The organism is Micromonospora sp. HM134 (assembly GCF_007833915.1).
In the GTDB taxonomy this organism is placed as follows: domain Bacteria; phylum Actinomycetota; class Actinomycetes; order Mycobacteriales; family Micromonosporaceae; genus Micromonospora; species Micromonospora wenchangensis.
The window spans coordinates 1,495,285-1,510,958 of sequence record NZ_CP041061.1; the positions used below are offsets into that span (position 1 = coordinate 1,495,285).

16 protein-coding genes and 3 tRNA genes are annotated in these 15,674 nt (G+C 74.0%); 15 read left to right on the top strand and 4 right to left on the bottom strand.

Features of this window, described 5'->3' with window-relative positions; genetic code table 11:
- Positions 1–56: 56 nt before the first annotated feature.
- The 8 genes from FJK98_RS06945 to FJK98_RS06980 all read left to right on the top strand — a co-directional run bounded on the left by FJK98_RS06945 (position 57) and on the right by FJK98_RS06980 (position 6,524).
- Complete coding sequence (locus FJK98_RS06945; RefSeq protein WP_145918293.1) at positions 57–1,106, top strand: MoxR family ATPase; 1,050 nt, start codon at positions 57–59, stop codon at positions 1,104–1,106.
- Positions 1,103–2,095, top strand: coding sequence for a DUF58 domain-containing protein (locus FJK98_RS06950; protein ID WP_145918294.1), 993 nt, complete (start codon positions 1,103–1,105; stop codon positions 2,093–2,095). Before FJK98_RS06945 ends, FJK98_RS06950 begins: the two co-directional genes overlap by 4 nt.
- Positions 2,092–3,051 (top strand): VWA domain-containing protein, encoded by a 960-nt coding sequence (locus FJK98_RS06955; RefSeq protein WP_145918295.1) that lies wholly within the window; start codon positions 2,092–2,094, stop codon positions 3,049–3,051. The genes FJK98_RS06950 and FJK98_RS06955 overlap by 4 nt, the downstream gene beginning before the upstream one ends.
- A gap of 61 nt (positions 3,052–3,112) precedes the next feature.
- Complete coding sequence (locus FJK98_RS06960) at positions 3,113–3,976, top strand: S1C family serine protease (RefSeq protein WP_145918296.1); 864 nt, start codon at positions 3,113–3,115, stop codon at positions 3,974–3,976.
- Between the two features lie 108 nt (positions 3,977–4,084).
- Positions 4,085–4,393: a hypothetical protein gene (locus FJK98_RS06965; RefSeq protein ID WP_145918297.1), complete on the top strand. Its 309-nt coding sequence runs from the start codon at positions 4,085–4,087 to the stop codon at positions 4,391–4,393.
- A gap of 9 nt (positions 4,394–4,402) precedes the next feature.
- Complete coding sequence (gene arfB, locus FJK98_RS06970; RefSeq protein WP_145918298.1) at positions 4,403–4,828, top strand: alternative ribosome rescue aminoacyl-tRNA hydrolase ArfB; 426 nt, start codon at positions 4,403–4,405, stop codon at positions 4,826–4,828.
- A gap of 69 nt (positions 4,829–4,897) precedes the next feature.
- The gene (locus FJK98_RS06975) at positions 4,898–5,296 is read left to right on the top strand and encodes a DUF4180 domain-containing protein (RefSeq protein ID WP_145918299.1); all 399 of its coding nucleotides are present in this window, start codon (positions 4,898–4,900) and stop codon (positions 5,294–5,296) included.
- Positions 5,297–5,384: 88 nt separating this feature from the next.
- Entirely contained in the window at positions 5,385–6,524 is a 1,140-nt protein-coding gene (locus tag FJK98_RS06980; protein ID WP_145918300.1) for a cellulose binding domain-containing protein, read from the top strand.
- Between the two features lie 41 nt (positions 6,525–6,565).
- Here FJK98_RS06980 and FJK98_RS06985 read toward each other — a convergent pair whose 3' ends face one another.
- Positions 6,566–7,450: a 3-methyladenine DNA glycosylase gene (locus FJK98_RS06985; protein ID WP_145918301.1), complete on the bottom strand. Its 885-nt coding sequence runs from the start codon at positions 7,448–7,450 to the stop codon at positions 6,566–6,568.
- A 33-nt stretch (positions 7,451–7,483) separates the two neighbouring features.
- Positions 7,484–9,070, bottom strand: a complete 1,587-nt coding sequence (locus tag FJK98_RS06990; protein ID WP_145918302.1) for a hypothetical protein — start codon at positions 9,068–9,070, stop codon at positions 7,484–7,486.
- 153 nt (positions 9,071–9,223) lie between these two features.
- Between FJK98_RS06990 and FJK98_RS06995 the strand changes: the two genes are divergently transcribed.
- The 4 genes from FJK98_RS06995 (at position 9,224) to FJK98_RS07010 (ending at position 10,758) form a co-directional block, all read left to right on the top strand.
- Complete coding sequence (locus tag FJK98_RS06995; RefSeq protein WP_145918303.1) at positions 9,224–10,027, top strand: fumarylacetoacetate hydrolase family protein; 804 nt, start codon at positions 9,224–9,226, stop codon at positions 10,025–10,027.
- A 107-nt stretch (positions 10,028–10,134) separates the two neighbouring features.
- Positions 10,135–10,206: transfer RNA gene (locus tag FJK98_RS07000), tRNA-Gln, on the top strand.
- A 138-nt stretch (positions 10,207–10,344) separates the two neighbouring features.
- Positions 10,345–10,417: transfer RNA gene (locus FJK98_RS07005), tRNA-Glu, on the top strand.
- A gap of 265 nt (positions 10,418–10,682) precedes the next feature.
- Positions 10,683–10,758: transfer RNA gene (locus FJK98_RS07010), tRNA-Glu, on the top strand.
- A gap of 227 nt (positions 10,759–10,985) precedes the next feature.
- On the opposite strand, the gene FJK98_RS07015 is transcribed toward FJK98_RS07010, so the two are convergent.
- Positions 10,986–11,672 carry an IclR family transcriptional regulator gene (locus FJK98_RS07015; RefSeq protein ID WP_088646078.1) on the bottom strand — a complete coding sequence of 229 codons (687 nt, stop codon included), beginning with the start codon at positions 11,670–11,672 and terminating at the stop codon, positions 10,986–10,988.
- Positions 11,673–11,721: 49 nt separating this feature from the next.
- Here FJK98_RS07015 and leuC point away from each other — a divergent pair, with 49 nt between their 5' ends.
- The 3 genes from leuC (at position 11,722) to FJK98_RS07030 (ending at position 14,672) form a co-directional block, all read left to right on the top strand.
- The gene (gene leuC, locus FJK98_RS07020) at positions 11,722–13,164 is read left to right on the top strand and encodes a 3-isopropylmalate dehydratase large subunit (RefSeq protein ID WP_145918304.1); all 1,443 of its coding nucleotides are present in this window, start codon (positions 11,722–11,724) and stop codon (positions 13,162–13,164) included.
- 15 nt (positions 13,165–13,179) lie between these two features.
- Complete coding sequence (leuD, locus tag FJK98_RS07025) at positions 13,180–13,767, top strand: 3-isopropylmalate dehydratase small subunit (RefSeq protein ID WP_145918305.1); 588 nt, start codon at positions 13,180–13,182, stop codon at positions 13,765–13,767.
- A gap of 194 nt (positions 13,768–13,961) precedes the next feature.
- Positions 13,962–14,672, top strand: coding sequence for an HU family DNA-binding protein (locus FJK98_RS07030; protein WP_168222393.1), 711 nt, complete (start codon positions 13,962–13,964; stop codon positions 14,670–14,672).
- Positions 14,673–14,728: 56 nt separating this feature from the next.
- Here FJK98_RS07030 and FJK98_RS07035 read toward each other — a convergent pair whose 3' ends face one another.
- Complete coding sequence (locus FJK98_RS07035) at positions 14,729–15,613, bottom strand: NUDIX hydrolase (RefSeq protein ID WP_145918307.1); 885 nt, start codon at positions 15,611–15,613, stop codon at positions 14,729–14,731.
- Positions 15,614–15,674: the final 61 nt, after the last annotated feature.

Sequence of the window (15,674 nt, forward strand, 5' to 3'; positions counted from 1 at the left end):
GGCCAGGGTGCGAAATTCCGACGTTTGCCGGCCGGTGACCCCGGGAAGCAAGCACCGTGACGGACATCTCGGACACCCTGGCCAGCCTGCCCCGACCGGTCGATGCCGACGCGGCGGGCGCCGAGTTGGAACAGACCCTCTTCGAGGTCAAACGCGTGATCGTCGGGCAGGACCGACTCGTCGAACGGCTACTCACCGCGCTGATAGCCGACGGCCACTGCCTCCTGGAGGGGGTGCCCGGCGTAGCCAAGACGCTGGCCGCGCAGACCCTCGCCACCGTCGTCGGCGGCACCTTCACCCGCATCCAGTTCACCCCCGACCTGGTCCCCTCCGACATCGTCGGCACCCGGATCTACCGGGCCTCGACCGAGAACTTCGACGTCGAACTGGGCCCGATCATGGCCAACCTGGTGCTCGCCGACGAGATCAACCGGGCCCCGGCCAAGGTGCAGTCCGCGCTGCTGGAGGCGATGGCCGAACGGCAGGTCACCATCGGCGGGCGGAGCTGGCCGGTGCCGGAGCCGTTCCTGGTGCTGGCCACCCAGAACCCGATCGAGTCCGAGGGGGTCTACCAGCTCCCCGAGGCGCAGCGGGACCGCTTCCTCATGAAGATCGTCGTCGACTATCCGAGCGACGCCGACGAACTGGCCATCCTCTACCGGATGAGCAGCGACCGCCCCCGCCCCCGCCAGGTGCTCGACCCGGTCCGACTGCGCGACTACCAGCGTCGGGCCGCCCAGGTCTTCGTGCACCACGCGCTCGCCGAGTACGTGGTCCGGCTGATCCTCGCCACCCGCGACCCGGGCCGCTTCGGGCTGCCGGAGATCGCCCCGATGCTGGCGTACGGGGCGAGCCCCCGGGCCACCCTCGGCCTGGTCGCCGCCGCCCGCGCCCAGGCGCTGCTGCGGGGCCGCGAGTACGTGCTCCCCGACGACGTCCGCGAACTCGCGGTCGACGTGCTCGCCCACCGGCTGGTGCTCTCGTTCGACGCGGTCGCCGACGGGGTCAGCGCCGAGGCGGTGGTGCACCGGCTGGTCCAGGCGGTGCCGCCCCCGGTGCTCGCCACCGGCCACCCCGAGTACACGCCCGACCTGGCGGCGGCGTGAGCGCCCCGACCGCCCCGGCCGGCCCGACCCTTGCCGACCTCGCCCCCGAACGGCGGCTGCGCCGCCTCGAACTGACCGTCACCCGCCGGCTGGACGGGCTGCTCCACGGTCAACTGCGCGGCCTGCTGCCCGGCCCCGGCAGCGAGATCGCCGGCAGCCGCGAGTACCGCCCCGGCGAGGACGAGGTACGCCGGATGGACTGGGCGGTCACCGCCCGCACCACCGTCCCGCACGTCCGCGAGGTCGACGCCGACCGGGAGCTGACCACCTGGCTGCTGGTCGACGCCAGCCCCAGCATGGAGTACGGCACCGCCGAGCTGGACAAGCGGGAACTGTCCGTGGCCGCCGTCGCCGCGGTCGGCTTCCTCACCGCCGGCACCGGCAACCGGCTCGGCGCGCAGGTGCTCGGCCGCGACGGGCTGCGCCGGTTCCCGGCCCGCTGCGGGCGTACCCACCTGCTGAGCCTGCTCCGCGCGTTGCTGCACGCCCCCCGGGTGGACGACCCGGCACCGGCCACCCCGCCGGTCGGCCCCGACCTGACCGCCGCGCTCGCGGCGGTGCAGCGGGTCGCCGTCCGGCGTGGGCTGGTGGTGGTGGTCTCCGACTTCCTCGACGGGCTGCCCGACGACCACGACGCCCCCACCCCGTGGGAGCCGGCGCTGCGCCGCCTCGCCGCCCGCCACCAGGTGCTCGCGGTCGAGGTGACCGACCCGCGTGAGCTGGAGCTGCCGGACGTCGGCCTGATCACCCTGGTCGACCCGGAGAGCGGCCGGCGGCGCGAGGTGTGGACCGGCGACCCGGGGCTGCGCCGCCGCTACGCCAGCGCCGCCGCCGCGCAACGCGCCCAGGTGGCCCGCGCGCTGCGCCGCAGCGGGGCCGACCACCTGGCGTTGCGGACCGACCGGGACTGGACCGCCGACATCGTGCGGCACGTGCACGCCCAGCGTCGGCTGGCGGCGTCCGCCGCGCCCCGGGGAGGTGCCGCGTGAACTGGCAGTCACCCGCCCGGCTCCTGCTGCTGCTCGGGGTGGCCGCGCTGGCCGCCGGCTACCTGCTGGCGCAGCGGCGACGCAGCCGGTACGCGGTCCGCTTCACCAACCTGCGGCTGCTCGACCGGGTCGCCCCGCAGCGGCCCGCCTGGCGGCGGCACGTGCCGGCCGGCCTGTTCCTGGCCATGCTGGCGCTGCTGGTGGTCGGCTTCGCCCGGCCCACCGCCGAGGTACGGGTGCCCCGCGAGCGGGCCACCGTGATGGTCGCCGTGGACGTCTCCACGTCGATGCTCGCCACCGACGTGGAGCCGGACCGGTTGGCCGCCGCCAAGGAGGCCGCCCGGACCTTCGTCGACGGGCTGCCCGACGAGTTCAACGTGGGGCTGGTCGCGTTCGCCGGCAGCGCGGCGGTGCTGGTGCCGCCGAGCACCGACCGGGGCGCCCTGCACGACGGGATCGACCGGCTAGCCGAGGGGATCACCGGGGTACAGGGCACCGCCATCGGCGAGGCGATCAGCGCCTGTCTCGGCGCGGTGAAGAGCCTCGACGGGAAGGCGGCCAAGCAACCACCGCCGGCCCGGGTCGTCCTGCTCTCCGACGGGGCGAACACCTCCGGCGCCGACCCGATGGAAGCGGCCGCGGCGGCCGTCGCGGCGAAGGTGCCGGTGCACACCATCTCGTTCGGCACCCCGGGCGGGTTCGTCGACCGGGGTGGCCGGCCGATCCAGGTGCCGGTCGACGGGCAGACCCTGCGGGCGGTCGCCGACCAGACCGGGGGCGGCTTCCACGAGGCGGGCAGCAGCGCCGAACTACGCGACGTCTACGAGGACATCGGCTCCTCCGTCGGCTACCGCAAGGAACGTCAGGACATCTCCGCCCGGTTCATCGGGCTCGGGCTGGTCTTCGCCATGGGGGCGGCGGCCGGGTCGATGCGCTGGTTCTCCCGCCTGCCCTGAGCGGGACCGTGCTGGCCCACCTGCCCCTGATCCGTCGCAGCGCACAGTGAGGAGCGGACGTATGGCAGTACCGACCGGCCTGGGGGAGCCCCGGGGCCCCTGGTTCCTCTCACCCGACCTGGGGCCGGACGGCCGGCCCCGGTGGGACGTACCGTCGCCGGGGGAGGACCCGTCCCGGCGGCGCTGGCGCGGGCGGTTGTGGACCGCCGTGGCGGTGGTCGCCCTGTCCACCGTCTCCGGCGCGGCGGCCGGCGGCTGGGTGGCCGGCCAGGACGGCGCGGGCCCGACGGCGGCCTCCGCCGCCCCGGTCCCGGCGGAACTGGTCACCGCCGCCCAGAAGACCGTCCCGGGGGTGGTGTCCGTGCTGGTCGGCGGCGGCACCGCCGGGCAGTCGGCGACCGGCTCCGGCTTCGCCATCGACAACGAGCAGCACATCGTCACCAACGACCACATCCTGGCCCGGGGCGGCGGTGGCGCGGTGACCGTGGAGATGCCCGACGGCCGCCGGTACGCCGCCGAGGTGGTCGGCCGGGAGCCCGGCAGCGACCTGGCCGTGCTGAAGGTCCCGTCGGCCGCCGGGTTGGCCCCGTTGCCGCTGGCCAAGCCCCGGTCCACCCGGGTCGGCGAACCGGTGCTCGCGGTCGGTTCGCCGCTCGGCCTGGCCGGCACGGTGACCGCCGGTATCGTCAGCGCCCTCAACCGGCAGGTACGGCTGGGCACCAACCGGCGCAGCGCGGTGCAGACCGACGCGTCGATCAACCCGGGCAACTCGGGCGGCCCGCTGGTCAACGCCCGGGGCGAGGTGGTCGGGGTGAACACGGCGATCGCCACCATCGACGGCAGCGGGTCGATCGGCATCGGCTTCGCCATCCCCATCGACCAGGTGCAACAGACCGCCGACACCATCATCGGCAAGGGCGGCTGAGCCCGTGCCGTCCGACAACGGCGGCTGTGACCAGGTAAAACTTACAGATGTCGAGGTCAGGGCCATCAGCCTATAGAAATATGGCGCTAAGTATGGATACTGGCGTGGGTGGAGCTACCTCTCATCGCATTGCTGCTGGTGGTGGGCCTCGTCGTCGGCTGGGGAGTCGGCGCGCAGTACGCCCGCGCCCGCCGTGGCTGGACCGACTACCGGGCCGCCAAGCGGGCCGTCCCCGGTGCCCGCCGGGCCGCCCTCGTGCTGGTCCGGGCGGTCTTCACCAAGGTCGGGGTGATCGCGCTGCTGCTGTTCGGGGCGGTCGCCTACGCCGCCGTCGGACCGGACCACGACCGGGCCGAACCGGCCCCCGGCCCCGCACCCTCGGCGACCGTGACGCCCACCGGCGGCCGGGGGCGCTAACCTCGCCGGATGGACGACGGACTGCGGGTGACCGACCGGTGGACCGTGCCCGCCGCCGAGCTGCGGGAACGCTTCTCCCGCTCGTCCGGGCCGGGCGGGCAGGGCGTGAACACCACCGACTCCCGGGTCGAGCTGAGCTTCGACGTGGCGGGCACCGCCAGCCTGCCCCCGGCGCTGCGCGAGCGGGTGCTGCAACGGCTCGCCGGCCGGCTCGTCGACGGGGTACTCACCATCGCCGCCAGCGAGCACCGCGCGCAACTGGCCAACCGGGAGGCGGCCCGGGAACGGCTGGTCGCCCTGCTGCGCGAGGCCGTCGCCCCGCCCCCGCCGCCCCGGCGTCCCACCCGGCCCTCCCGGGGCGCCAAGGAACGCCGGCTGGCCGACAAGAAGCGCCAGTCCCAGCGCAAACGGGACCGCCGCGCCGACGGCGACTGACCCGCCCGGGCCGGTGCGGTGGCGGAAAACCCGGGCCGGGGCGGGCCGGCGCTGCCTAGGCTGGCGGGCATGTCCACCGACACCCTGGTCACCCTCGCCGGCACCACCGCGCTCGCCTGCGCCCCCGACGGGCCGCGGATCTGCGGCGGCGACGACGCCACCGACGTGATCGGCGCGGCACTGGGCCACGGGGTCGACCTGGTGGTGCTGCCGGTACGCCGGCTCGCCGTCGAGTTCTTCACGCTGCGTACCGGGGTGGCGGGCGCGGTGGTGCAGAAGTTCGTCAACTACCGGCTGCGGCTGGCCGTGGTCGGTGACATCTCCGGGCACGTCGGGCGGAGCACCGCCCTGCGTGACTTCGTCGTCGAGGCCAACCGGGGCGGCCAGCTCTGGTTCGTCGACACCACGGCCGAGCTGGAGGAGCGGCTGCGTGTCGAAGCGCTTCGCCAGGATGCGGGAGGGCGTTGAGTCGGGGCGGCCGGTCTGGTGGGATGTCCGTGGGAGCAACCGGGCCGTCACCGACCGCACGTCGTCACGTGACAGGAGTCCCCTCACCATGCTCCGAAGGCCGTTCCTCTCCGCCCTGCTCGCCGCGTTCGCGGCCGTCCCCCTCACCCTGCTCGTCGGGCTGGTCGCCACCCCGGCGGCCCACCCCGCCGCCGCCACCCCGGTACGCGTCATGCCGCTCGGCGACTCGATCACCGGCTCGCCCGGCTGCTGGCGTTCCCTGTTGTGGAACCGCCTCCAGTCCACCGGCCACACCGACGTCGACTTCGTGGGCACCCTCGGCCCGCAGGGGTGCGGGCAGCCGTACGACGGGGACAACGAGGGCCACGGCGGTTACCTGGTGACGAACGTCGCCAACCAGAACCTGCTGCCCGGCTGGCTCGCCGCGACCCGCCCCGACGTCGTGCTCATGCACTTCGGCACCAACGACGTGTGGAGCAACATCGCCCCGGCCACCATCCTCGCCGCGTACTCGAAGCTGGTGGACCAGATGCGGGCCAGCAACCCGGCGATGCGGATCATCGTCGCCAAGATCATCCCGATGGCCCCGTCGAGCTGCACCGAGTGCGGGCAGCGGGCGGTGGCCCTGAACGCCGTGATCGACGGCTGGGCGGCGGGGAAGACCACCGCCGCGTCGCCGATCGTCGTGGTCGACCAGTGGACCGGGTTCAGCACCACCACCGACACCTACGACGGGGTGCACCCCAACGCGGCCGGTGACCAGAAGATGTCCGACAGGTGGTACCCGGCGCTGGTGGCCGCCCTCGGCGGGGTCACCCCGACGCCCAGCCCCACCGGCACGCCCAGCCCGACGGTCAGCCCCACGGTCCGGCCCACCGGGTCACCGACGGTCGACCCGCCGACCACCTCGCCGCCGCCGGCCGGGGTGGCCTGCACCGCCAGCTACCGGATCACCAACCAGTGGCAGGGCGGGCACCAGGGCGAGGTGACCGTCCGCAGCACCGGCACCGCGCGGACCACTGGCTGGCGGGTCACCTTCACCCTGCCCGCCGGGCAGCAGATCACCCAGACCTGGAACGCCGACCTGACCCAGACCGGCAGCGCGGTCACCGCCCGCAACGTCAGCTGGAACGGCGCGCTCGCCCCGGCCGCCGAGGCCACCTTCGGGTTCCTCGGCACCAACACCGGCACCGCCACCGCCCCCACGGCGACCTGCACCGCCAGTTGATCCGACGAGGGTCCGGGCCCCGGCCCGGACCCTCACCCGGGTCAGCCGGCAGCCGCCGTGGCGTGGTCCAGGGCGGTCAGCAGCCGGGCGCGCAGCACGGCGGCCCGCTCGGCGAAGCCGCGCTGCGCCGCCGCGTACTCGGCCCGGCCCTCGGCGGTCTCCACCCGCACCGGCGGGTAGCCGAGGGCGGCCAGATCGTAGGGGCTGGCCCGCATGTCCAGCGTCCGGATCTGCCGGGCCAGCGCGAAGCAGTCCGCCACCAGCTCCGCAGCGACCAGCGGGGAGAGCTTGTACGCCCACTTGTAGAGATCCATGTTGGCGTGCAGGCAACCCGGCTGCTCCAGCGCGTGCTGGGTGTCCCGGCTCGGCTGGAGCACGTTCAGCGGCCGGGCCGGCGCGGTGAAGAACCGGAACGCGTCGAAGTGGCTGCACCGCACGCCCCGCTCACGCACCACGGCGGCGGTGTCGTCCGGGCTGAGCCGCAGCGGCCAGGCGTTGTGCCGGACCTCCTCCTGGGTCTGCCGGTAGACCATCGCCCACTCGTGCATCCCGAAGCAGCCCAGGTGGGCCGGGCGGCCGGCGGTCGCGGCCAGCAGCTCCCCGATCCAGCCGATCGAGTCGGCGCGGCGTGCGCGTACCCGCCCGGTGTCGAGGGTGACCCCGGCGGGGTCGGCGCGGTAGTCCCGGCCGAATTCGGCCGGGTCCGCGTCGCGCAGCAGCACCCCCGCGCCCGGATGCCAACGGCGCAACTGCGCCGGGCGGTAGGAGTAGTAGGTGAAGAGGAAGTCCTCCACCGGATGCCGGGCGCCGGTGCGGCGGCGGGCCAGGTGCGGGTCCAGCCAGGTCGCCACCCGCGCCGCGTGGGCCGCCCGCCGGGCCTGCCAGTCGGCCGCGTCGAGGGCGGCGGGGGCGAGGGCGGCGGTCACGCCCCTCAGGGTACGACCGCCGCCCGCCCCCGGTCAGGGCACGTCCACCCGGACCCCGGCGGAGAACACCCCGCTGCGCAGCTCCAACTGCTCCGGCTTCTGCATGCCGTGCACGGTGAAGACCAGCGGCAGCACCACCCGGCTGCCCGCCGAGACGGGCTGGGCGAAGACGTCCCGCCCCAGGTTCGCCAGCCGGGTGGCGTCCTCGTCGGTGCTCACCCAGGTCCCACCGGGCAGGTACGCGCGCTGGAGCTGACCGTGCCAGCTCTGCTGCTCCGGGGTGACGTTGCGCACCCCGACCGTGGCCTGACACTGCTGGCTGGCCACCTTCGCGGTGGCGCAGACGACCCGGTAGACGGTGAACTCGAACGCCTTCTCCCGCAGCGGGGTGCCGACGGGACCGGTCATGGTGGTGCCCGTCCACGCCCCGGCGGTCGGCTGCTTGGTGGTGTCGATGGCGGCGACCTGGCGGGTGGCCGTCCAGGCGGCGGCGAAGACCACCCCGGCCAGCACCGTCGCGGCCACCCCCACCACCAGCCACACCGACGGGCTGCGGCGTCGCCCGACCTGTCCGGGCACGGCGGGGCGCGGGTACACCGTCCCGCCACCCGGGGTCGCCGGGCCGCCCGCGTACGGCGGGGTGCCGGCCGCCACCGGCGCGGTGCCGGTCGGCTCGATCCCGCCCGCCCGTCGCCGGGCCCGCCGCCACCACCAGAGCGCGCCGGCCAGCAGCGCCAGCACCACCAGGGCCGCGCCGAGCAGGATCGGCGGCTGTCGCCAGGTCGGCGTCGCGGGCACCACCGCCTCCGGGGTCGCCGCGCTGTGCCAGGTTGCGGTCGCGCAGTCGTACGGCTGGTCGCCGTCACCGGCGTAGGCGCAGGCCGGCGCGGTCAGCGCCTGGCCCGGCGCGGCGGCGGCCAGGGCGGTGTCCAGGGTCCGGGTCGCCCCGGCCGGCAGGACGAGCCGCCAGGTGACCTCCCCGCCCGAGCCCGCCCCGCCCGGTCGGGTGACCAGGCCGCCCGCGCTGACCGCGGTGGTCGAGGTGCCGGCCGGCAACTCCTGCCGGACCATCGTCTGCACCGCCGAGCCGCCCGTGTTCCGCACCATGATCCGGTAACCCGGCACCACTGTCGCGGCGGGTGCCACGGCCACGGTGACCTGCGGTGCCGGCCGGGGCGCGCCCGGGTTGCCGGCGGTGGTCATCCCGGGGGCGGGCGCGGTCGGGGTGACCGGCACGACCGCGCCGCTGGCCGCGACTGCGGGCGCGGCCCGCGCCGGGCGGGAAGGTGGCACCTCCCGGGCCGGGGCCACCGGCGTCGCCCAGGCGGCGAGATGGGCCGGTACGGCGGGACGGCCGACGGCCGCCGGGCGGGCCCGGGTGCCCGGCCCCGTCGGTGCCCGACCCGGTTCCGCCGGGCCGACGGGGACCGCCGCCGCTGCCCGACCCGCTCCCGGGCCGGCCGTCGTGGCGGGGGCTGCCGCCGCAGCGGTCGCCCCCGGGGTGGCCGTCGGCGCGCGGGGCGCGGGATCCGTGCCGGGCAACGCCGGCACGGCGGCGAGAATGCCCAGGCAGTTCACGAAAACCGCGAGGGCCCTGTGGTGTCGTCTCGATGCAGGCATACCAACGAACCTCCGGAGCCGACGTTATGAGCGGGGAACCTCCGGGCGGGTACGAAGCGCCGAACCCCGCCCGCAGCGCCGACCGATGGCCTAAGCTGCGCCGACGTCCCGGTGGTCGACGGGTGACGGCGGGCGTGGGGATAGATTGGCCGGGTGCGTATCGCTCGTTTCGCTCATGCCAAGGGAATGTCGTTCGGGGTCGTCGAGGGCGAGCCGGAGGCCGGGCCGCAGGGCCTGACCGTCGCCGAGATCGAGGGCCACCCGTTCGGGCAGATCCAGTTCTCCGGTGCCCGCTGGGCGCTCTCCGACGTGCGGCTGCTGTCGCCGATCCTGCCCAGCAAGGTGGTCTGTGTGGGGCGTAACTACGCCGAGCACGCCGCCGAGCACGGCAACGAGGTCCCGAAGGAGCCGCTGCTCTTCCTCAAGCCGTCCACCTCGGTGATCGGCCCCCGGGACGCCATCCGGCTGCCGATCTTCTCCAAGCAGGTGGAGCACGAGGCCGAACTGGCCGTGGTGATCGGCGCGCCGGGCGCCCGGCGCGCCGACCGGGCCACCGCCGCGAAGGCCGTCTTCGGCTACACCTGCGCCAACGACGTCACCGCGCGGGACCTCCAGCGTTCCGACTCGCAGTGGACCCGGGCCAAGGGCTTCGACTCGTTCTGCCCCATCGGCCCCTGGATCACCACCGGTCTCGACGTCTCCGACCTGGAGGTGCGCTGCGAGGTGGGGCGCAACCCGGACGAGATGGAGGTCCGTCAGCTCGGCCGGACCAAGGACATGGTCTTCGACGTGCCGGCGCTGGTGTCGTACATCTCGCACGTGATGACGCTGCTGCCCGGGGACGTGGTGCTGACCGGCACCCCGGCCGGGGTTAGTCCGCTCACGGACGGGGATACGGTCACCGTACGGATCGAGGGGATCGGCGAGCTCACCAACTCGGTGGTGCCGGTCGCCTGACCCGTACGACACCCCTGTTTCCGCAGCTCAAGTGCGGTTTGGGGGATTGGATTTGGCCTGTTGGCGCGGGGAGGGTAAAGTTCCTTCCCGGCGCCACAAGGGGCCAATGGGGTATGGGGTAATTGGCAGCCCAACTGATTCTGGTTCAGTTAGTCTAGGTTCGAGTCCTGGTACCCCAGCGCAACCGCGGGTTCATCCGAATCCGTGGACGCTGGATTCTGACGGAGGTCGCTCCGTCCCGTCGCCGGGGCGAAGTTGATCTCTGGAAGAGTGCAGCTTCCCCGCCCGACAGGGCAGGGAAGCACGAGCTATGTTCTGGCCCCGTCGTCTAGTGGCCCAGGACGCCGCCCTCTCAAGGCGGTAGCGCCGGTTCGAATCCGGTCGGGGCTACAACGCTGACAGCCCGTCCCACTTCGGTTGGGGCGGGCTTCTCCGCGTCCCGGTGAAGCGGCCCCCCCGCGCGTGTGGCCGGGTCCGCGTGGCTGGCCCGCCTCTGTGGCGATGTTGCGCCATCCCGGCCACCCGGACACCCCTACTTCGCCACCCGGGCGCCGGCCCCGTCGGGGTGCCGACCCCCGTCTCGGGGGCCGGATGCCGGTGCCGTTAGACTAATGCCGCACCGCCCCAACGGGGTGGTGAAGCAGGAAAAGTGCCTGGCCCCGTCGTCTAGTGGCCCAGGACGCCGCCCTCTCAAGGCGGTAGCGCCGGTTCGAATCCGGTCGGGGCTACCACACGATCGGCCCGTCTCGCCCCGCGAGGCGGGCCGATCGCCGTTCCCCCTCGTTCCCGGCCATCTCCCCCGCCCCGCCCCACCGGTCTCGCCCGGGTGATCAAGAGGTTTGCGTCACTTGATCAAGAGGTTAGCGTCACTTTGATCTCTGAACATGACGCAAACTTCTTGATCACCGGGGCGGGGTGGGGGTGGGGGTGGGGTGGGGGCAGAGAGGGGGAGGGGAGGTCAGAGGCCGGAGAGGCGTTGGCCGGCGCGGACGACGGCCATGGCGTGCCGTTCGCCGGGGCGGCGGCCGAGGCGCTCGATCGGGCCGGAGATGCTGATCGAGGCGATCACCCGGCCGGTGCGGTCCCGGATCGGCGCGGAGACGCTCGCCACACCGGCCTCCCGTTCGGCGACGCTCTGCGCCCAGCCCCGGCGGCGTACCTCGGCGAGGGTGCGGCCGGTGAACTTGGACCGGGGCAGCAGCGGCATGACCGCCTCGGGCGGCTCCCAGGCGAGCAGGATCTGCGCGGCGGAACCGGCCGTCATGGGCAGCACCGAGCCGACCGGCACGGTGTCCCGCAGGCCGCTGGCCCGCTCGGCGGCGGCCACGCAGACCCGCTCGTCGGCCCGGCGCAGGTAGAGTTGGGCGCTCTCCCCGGTGGCGTCGCGCAGCGCGGCGAGCAGCGGCTCGGCGGCGGTCAGCAGGACGTCCGGGGCGGCGTTGGCCAGTTCACCGAGCCGGGGCCCGGGACGCCATCGCCCCTGGGTGTCCCGGACCAGCATCCGGTGGATCTCCAGGGCCTGGGCCAGCCGGTGTGCGGTGGCTCGGGGCAGCTTGGTGCGTTCAACGAGTTCGGCCAGGCTGGCGCCGTCGACACAGGCGGCCAGGATGACCACCGCCTTGTCGAGGACGCCGACACCGCTCATACTGTGTCCCACAAGCCGAAATTTACCTCCCAGAATTTAGGATGTCCAGATGGTGGGAGTCACTCAACCGAGGACCCTGGCCGAGAAGGTCTGGGACGCGCACGTCGTACGGACCGCCGCGGGCGAGCCGGACCTGCTCTACATCGACCTGCACCTGCTGCACGAGGTGACCAGCCCGCAGGCGTTCGACGGGCTGCGCCTGGCCGGCCGGCAGGTCCGTCGCCCCGATCTCACGCTCGCGACCGAGGACCACAACACCCCGACCGGGTACGACGATCCCGCGTTCCGGCTGCGCCGGGGCGACCTGCTGACGATCGCGGACCCGACCTCGCGTACCCAGATCGAGACGTTGCGCCGCAACTGTGCCGAGTTCGGCCTGCGGCTGCACCCCCTGGGCGACGAGAACCAGGGCATCGTGCACGTGATCGGCCCCCAGCTGGGCGTCACCCAGCCCGGCATGACGATCGTCTGTGGCGATTCGCACACCGCCACCCACGGCGCGTTCGGGGCGCTGGCCTTCGGCATCGGCACCAGTGAGGTCGAACACGTCCTGGCCACCCAGACCCTGCCGCAGGCCCGCCCGAAGACCATGGCGGTCAACGTCACCGGCCAGCTCGGCCCCGGCGTCACCGCCAAGGACCTGGTCCTCGCGCTGATCGCCCAGGTGGGCACGGGCGGCGGACGCGGCCACATCGTGGAGTACCGGGGCGAGGCCATCCGGGCGCTGTCCATGGAGGGCCGGATGACGGTGGCGAACATGTCCATCGAGTGGGGCGCCAAGGCGGGCCTGATCGCGCCGGACGAGACCACCTTCGCGTACCTCAAGGGCCGGCCGCACGCGCCGGCCGGGGCCGACTGGGACGCGGCGCTGGCCTACTGGCGGACGCTGCCCACCGACGACGGCGCGACCTTCGACGCCGAGGTGACCCTGGACGCCTCCCGGATCACCCCGTTCGTCACCTGGGGCACCAACCCCGGCCAGGGCGCCCCGCTCGGCGCGGCCGTGCCGGACCCGGAGGACTTCACCACCGACGCCGAGCGGACCGCCGCGCGCCGGGCCCTGGAGTACATGGACCTGACCCCGGGCACCCCGCTGCGTGACCTCGCCGTCGACGTGGTGTTCGTCGGTTCCTGCACCAACGGCCGGCTGGAGGACCTGCGGGCCGCCGCCGACGTGCTGCGCGGCCACCGGGTCGCCGACGGGGTACGGATGCTGGTGGTGCCCGGCTCCGCCGCCGTGCGGGAGGCCGCCGAGGCGGAGGGCCTGGACAAGGTCTTCGCCGACGCCGGAGCGGAGTGGCGGTTCGCCGGCTGCTCGATGTGCCTGGGCATGAACCCGGACACGCTGAAGCCGGGCGAGCGTTCGGCCTCGACCTCCAACCGCAACTTCGAGGGCCGGCAGGGCCGGGGCGGGCGTACCCACCTGGTGTCGCCGCCGGTCGCCGCCGCCACCGCCGTGACCGGCCGGCTCGCCGCCCCGGCCGATCTGTAGAAGGGCAGCCGAGAGATGGACAAGTTCACCACCCACACCGGCACCGCCGTGCCACTGCGCCGTTCCAATGTGGACACCGATCAGATCATCCCGGCCGTGTACCTCAAGCGGGTGACCCGTACCGGCTTCGCCGACGGGCTGTTCAACGCCTGGCGGGAGGACCCGGGGTTCGTGCTCAACGACCCCGTCCGGGCCGGGGCGTCGATCCTGGTGGCCGGGCCGGAGTTCGGCACCGGGTCGTCCCGGGAGCACGCCGTCTGGGCGCTGCGCGACTGGGGTTTCCAGGCGGTCATCTCGCCCCGGTTCGGGGACATCTTCCGGGGCAACGCGCTCAAGGAGGGCCTGCTTCCGGTCGAGCTGGAGCTGGCCGTGGTCGAGCAGATCTGGGACCGGGTGGAGGCCGACCCGGCCACCCCGGTCACCGTCGACCTGACCACCCGTGAGGTCCGCCTCGGGGAGTCCACCTGGCCGTTCCCGCTCGACGACCACAGCCGCTGGCGGCTGATGGAGGGCCTCGACGACATTGGACTCACCCTGCGGCACCTCGCCGACATCGAGGCGTACGAGGCGGGCCGGCCGTCGTTCGCGCCCGCCGTGCGCTAGCCGTACGCCCGACCACGGCACGCATTTCATCCGACCACCGCGCGGTTTTCGCCCCCACCGGTTCATCCGGTGGGGGCGAATCCGTTACGACACAAGGGCTTTTTTCCACCGAATGTTTGTGTCCAGGCAGCACAGGGCATACGGTGCGCGCAGAATGGCTCGCGTCGAGTCAGTTGCACAATCGGGAGGAAGTCGTGAACAAGGCCGAGCTCATCGAGGCGCTCGCCGCTCGCCTGGGGGACCGCAAGTCGGCGACGGCGGCGCTCGACGCGGTCCTCGCCGAGGTCCAGGCGGCGGTCACCAAGGGCGACAAAGTGGCGATCACCGGTTTCGGATCGTTCGAAAAGCGTGTCCGGGCGGCGCGAACAGCGCGCAACCCGCGTACCGGTGAGGCGGTGAAGGTCAAGAAGACATCCGTCCCGGCCTTCAAGCCGGGCGCCGGTTTCAAGGAGATGGTGGCCACCGGCAAGGTGCCGAAGACCGCTGCTCCGGCGAAGAAGACCACCACCACGGCGGCCGCCAAGGCCACCGGCACGAAGGCCACCGCCGCGAAGGCGACCGGCACCAAGGCCACCGCCGCGAAGGCGACCGGTGCCAAGGCGACGGCCGCCAAGGCGACGGGGACGAAGGCCACCGGGGCGAAGGCGACCGCCGCCAAGAAGACGACGGCGACCGCGGCCCGCAAGACCACGGCGGGTGCCACCAAGGCCACCGCCGCTACCAAGGCGGCCACCAAGAAGGCCACGCCGGCCAAGAAGACCGCCACGGCGACCAAGGCGACCACCGCCCGCACCCCGGCGGCCAAGAAGGCCACCGCGGCCAAGAGCACGGCCGCCAAGGCGACCACCGCCAAGAAGGCACCGGCCAAGAAGGCGCCGGCCCGTAAGACGGCCGCCAAGCGCTGACACCGGGTACGACCGGGACGGGCGTCCACCAGCACGGTGGACGCCCGTCCGCGTGTTCAGAACCGGTCGGCGGCGAACAGCCGGTCGGCGGTGAAGGCGAGCAGCCAGCCGCCGCCCTTGGCGGTGCCGAAGTCGTCGTCGCGCCCCGCCAGCCGGGCCAACGCGCCCGGGATCACCTTGCCCTGGCTGCACACCCCGACCGGCTGCCCGGCGGCGGCCAGCTCGACCAGCCGGCCGGCGGCGGCCAACGCGCACTCGTCGACCTGCTGGCCCGGCCGCGGCTCGTCGAAGTCGCCGCACACCTCGATCGGCAGGTCCAGCGCGGCGGCCGCCGGACCGAGGGTCTGTACGCACCGGCGGGGCGAGGCCGACAGCAGCCGTACCGGCCGGACCAGGGCGACCAGCGGGGCCAGCGCCCGCGACTGGGCGACCCCCTCGGCGTCCAACGGGCGACCGGTGTCCGGCCCCGACCAGGTGGCCCGCTTGCCGGCGTGCGCGTGCCGTACCAGGGCCACGGTGCCGGTGACCGCCGGCAGGGCGGCGAACGCGGTCAGCACGTGCGCGTCGTGCGGGTAGCTCACCCGTTCGACCGCCGCGTCGACGTCGAGCCAGCACACGTCGTCGACCTCGGTGTCCGGCTGGAACCCGCCGGTGCCCACGGCCCGCATCGACCAGTAGTCGACCGCCTTCGGCCGGCCCTCGCTGCGGTACCGCACGGTGGGCAGGCGGACCTGCGGCACCGCCCGTACGTCGGACTCCTCGGCCACCTCACGGACGGCGGCCAGCAGCGGATGCTCACCCCGTTCCAGCTTGCCTTTGGGCAGCGACCAGTCGCCGTAGCGGGGCCGGTGCACGAGGCAGACCTCGACCCCGCCACCGTCGGCGGGTCGCCACGCCACCCCACCGGCCGCCCGGATACCGACCGGTTCCTCGTCCACCATCTGGTCACCCTACGTCCGTGGAATCCTCCGTACCGGTCGCCCGCCCTGAGCACCGCGGCAG

Coding starts and splice junctions, on each gene's coding strand:
- FJK98_RS06960 (WP_145918296.1), top strand. CDS start 3,113: ATGGCAGTACCGACCGGCCTGGGGGAGCCCCGGGGCCCCTGGTTCCTC.
- arfB (WP_145918298.1), top strand. CDS start 4,403: ATGGACGACGGACTGCGGGTGACCGACCGGTGGACCGTGCCCGCCGCC.
- FJK98_RS06975 (WP_145918299.1), top strand. CDS start 4,898: ATGTCCACCGACACCCTGGTCACCCTCGCCGGCACCACCGCGCTCGCC.
- FJK98_RS06980 (WP_145918300.1), top strand. CDS start 5,385: ATGCTCCGAAGGCCGTTCCTCTCCGCCCTGCTCGCCGCGTTCGCGGCC.
- FJK98_RS06990 (WP_145918302.1), bottom strand. CDS start 9,070: ATGCCTGCATCGAGACGACACCACAGGGCCCTCGCGGTTTTCGTGAAC.
- FJK98_RS07015 (WP_088646078.1), bottom strand. CDS start 11,672: ATGAGCGGTGTCGGCGTCCTCGACAAGGCGGTGGTCATCCTGGCCGCC.
- leuC (WP_145918304.1), top strand. CDS start 11,722: ATGGTGGGAGTCACTCAACCGAGGACCCTGGCCGAGAAGGTCTGGGAC.
- leuD (WP_145918305.1), top strand. CDS start 13,180: ATGGACAAGTTCACCACCCACACCGGCACCGCCGTGCCACTGCGCCGT.
- FJK98_RS07035 (WP_145918307.1), bottom strand. CDS start 15,613: ATGGTGGACGAGGAACCGGTCGGTATCCGGGCGGCCGGTGGGGTGGCG.